Origin of the sequence: Streptomyces sp. NPDC006265 (genome assembly GCF_040613555.1) — a bacterium.
Classification (GTDB): domain Bacteria; phylum Actinomycetota; class Actinomycetes; order Streptomycetales; family Streptomycetaceae; genus Streptomyces.
This window is the reverse complement of the sequence record NZ_JBEXSH010001136.1, coordinates 1-2,366: the sequence shown is the minus strand read 5'-3', so window position 1 is coordinate 2,366 and position 2,366 is coordinate 1. Positions and strand designations below refer to the sequence as shown.

Sequence of the window (2,366 nt, the reverse complement as noted above, 5' to 3'; positions counted from 1 at the left end):
CGAGGAGTTCGCCCGCGACGACGACGCGTGGGTCGACGACACCGTCGAGCACTTCGAGCCCGACGCCTCCTGAACCTCCCCACCACCGGGCCGCCTTGCACCCACGGCCGCCCGGCTCCCTCCCCCAGCACCCGCACCGAAGGGCTCCCTCATGCTCGACAACACCGAATTCGAATGGGTCTGCGCCGACGCCACACCGGTCCTGCTCTACCCCGGCTTCACCTCCGACGACGCGCTCGTCGAACCCGGCGAGATCGTCGCCGCCGTCTACGACAGCAGTGACGGCATCGCCCTCCACGGCAACCGCGACAAGGTGCTCGCCCTCCTCCTCCGGCTCGCCGACGCGGTCCGCAACGCCCCGCCCGTCCCCACCACGGATGCGTGCATCGCGGCCACGACCGACCCCTCCACCTGGAAACCGGGACCCCTCACCGAATCGCTCACGCCGACCGGCAGGGCCTGGCCCCTGTGCGACGCCGAGTCCCTCCAGCCCATCGCGGCCGACCCCCGCCTCGCCACCTGTTCCGACTGCGTCGATGCCTTCAACGAGCGCGGACCGCTGACCCCCCTCCGCCTCGTTCACTTCCTCCCCAACCAGCCCTGACCCACCACGAAAGGGGACTTCCGTGAACGACTCCAAGCCCGCCCGTCGCCCGAAGCCCCTGGCCGAAATCGGAACCACCTACGCCGAGCGCAGCGACCTGTGGCGACACCACATCCTCGGAGCACGCCCGGTACACGTCTGGACCGTCACCAGCCACATCGACGGCCGCGTCGCCTTCAACGGCCACGCCGAGCCGACGTTCTCCGCCTACTGGATCGGCAAGCACCTGATGCGCTGCGAAGCCGACGGCTCCCCCACCGACCCCACGTACGTCGAGCGCGAACGCGCCCGCCTCCGGGACATGGAGAGGCAGCACGCCGCCCTTCCCCCGCTCGACCAGGTCATCAACGAACTGATCGCCGAGAAGCTCCAGCCCTGACCACACCCCCTTCCGGTGCCGGGTCCCGCAGGGCCTGGCACCCCGACCCAAGGCACCCATGAATCCCCTAGACGCAGCCGGCTCCCTCTACGAAGCTCTCCTCGCCGAAGCCCGGCAGTGGGCGTGCGACGACGCCGAAGACCAGGAGGTTCTCGACGCGATCGAGCACGCGCCCGCCCCGCACGACCAGCTCGCGCTGCTGCAGAACTCCAGCCTCGTCCCCTCCCACCTGTCCTCGGCCATCGCCGACGCCCTCCTCGCACTCGACCCCGCCACCTACTCCCCCACGCCGACACCCCCGGGAACTGCCATGGCCGACCCCCAACTCCACCGTGTCCGCAACGCGTCGATCACCGTGGTCAACGCCTCCCCCGAGGACAACACCCCCAGCGACGTCTACGAGATCCAGGTCTTCGGCGTCAGCGTCCTCATCCGCCGGCGCGCCCAGTGGGGCCCCGCCACCGACGTCCCCTACATCCACATCGACAACCAGGGCGACGACGGCCTGCTGCTCTTCGAGGTGAACAACAGCGGCGAACACGAGCACCGCACCGGCGCCGGAGGGACCGCAGCATGACCCCTGACCGCGCCTACGCCACCGCACGCCAGCTGATCGACCCCAACGCCGACTACACCGTCCGCGTCCGCACCGACACCGGCTGGACGCAACCCGCCGACCCCGACCACCGGGAACTGCCCGGCCTGGACGTCCTCCTGGCCGCCCGCCGCCTCCTGCGCGCCCGGCCCGCCGGCCACGTCGGCAGCACCCACCCCGACACCCTGGACATGCACACCGGCGACGGCCGACTCTGGCTGCGCTTCACCGCCACAATCCTGGGCGACGACGACCCGGGCCCTGCCCAGTCGGCCACCGACGACCGGGCACCGCAAGGGCTGTGGCAGCTGCTCGGCCTCTCCGGATCCTCGCTCGTGCCCCTCGCCCGCTGCGATCTCACCGACTCCGACCTGGTGACACTGGCCCGTACCTGCCTCACCCTGAGCCGAGCCCACCCGCTTCCACAGCCGGGCGTGCCGCCCGAAGCCGCGCTGCTGCTGGAGCGCCTCGCGAGCAGCACGGAGGCCATCGACAGCGGCCACCCCAGCGCCCCGGACATCGACGACGACTTCTCCCGCACCGAGCTGCTCACCCTCGCCGACACAGCACTCGCCCTGTACCGGACCCACGCAGACCCCGACGACCTCCTCAGCCGCCCCGAGGTTCTTCTCCTGGCCCACCTCGCCCACGACGACACTCCACCCTGACCTAACCTCCCCGCACCACGAGAGCCCGGTCCGCGCAGGTTCATCCGGGCCAGCCGCTGCATCGCTTCCTCGTAGGCCGACACCGTGTAGTACGCGGCCCTGATGGTGGCGCGCTTGCCC

4 protein-coding genes are annotated in these 2,366 nt (G+C 71.1%); all 4 read left to right on the top strand.

The features are described from left to right. Window positions 1–151: 151 nt before the first annotated feature. From ABZ281_RS46200 to ABZ281_RS46185, 4 genes are read left to right on the top strand one after another with little or no spacing between them, the layout of a single operon-like run. Window positions 152–604, top strand: coding sequence for a hypothetical protein (locus ABZ281_RS46200; protein ID WP_356664481.1), 453 nt, complete (start codon window positions 152–154; stop codon window positions 602–604). 22 nt (window positions 605–626) lie between these two features. Beyond that, window positions 627–983, top strand: coding sequence for a hypothetical protein (locus tag ABZ281_RS46195; protein WP_356664479.1), 357 nt, complete (start codon window positions 627–629; stop codon window positions 981–983). A 58-nt stretch (window positions 984–1,041) separates the two neighbouring features. Then, window positions 1,042–1,560, top strand: a complete 519-nt coding sequence (locus ABZ281_RS46190; RefSeq protein ID WP_356664477.1) for a hypothetical protein — start codon at window positions 1,042–1,044, stop codon at window positions 1,558–1,560. Next, window positions 1,557–2,246, top strand: coding sequence for a hypothetical protein (locus tag ABZ281_RS46185; protein WP_356664475.1), 690 nt, complete (start codon window positions 1,557–1,559; stop codon window positions 2,244–2,246). The genes ABZ281_RS46190 and ABZ281_RS46185 overlap by 4 nt, the downstream gene beginning before the upstream one ends. Window positions 2,247–2,366: the final 120 nt, after the last annotated feature.

Excerpts from the sequence above, each read along its gene's own strand:
- ABZ281_RS46200 (WP_356664481.1), top strand. The coding sequence starts at position 152 with ATGCTCGACAACACCGAATTCGAATGGGTCTGCGCCGACGCCACACCG.
- ABZ281_RS46190 (WP_356664477.1), top strand. The coding sequence starts at position 1,042 with ATGAATCCCCTAGACGCAGCCGGCTCCCTCTACGAAGCTCTCCTCGCC.
- ABZ281_RS46185 (WP_356664475.1), top strand. The coding sequence starts at position 1,557 with ATGACCCCTGACCGCGCCTACGCCACCGCACGCCAGCTGATCGACCCC.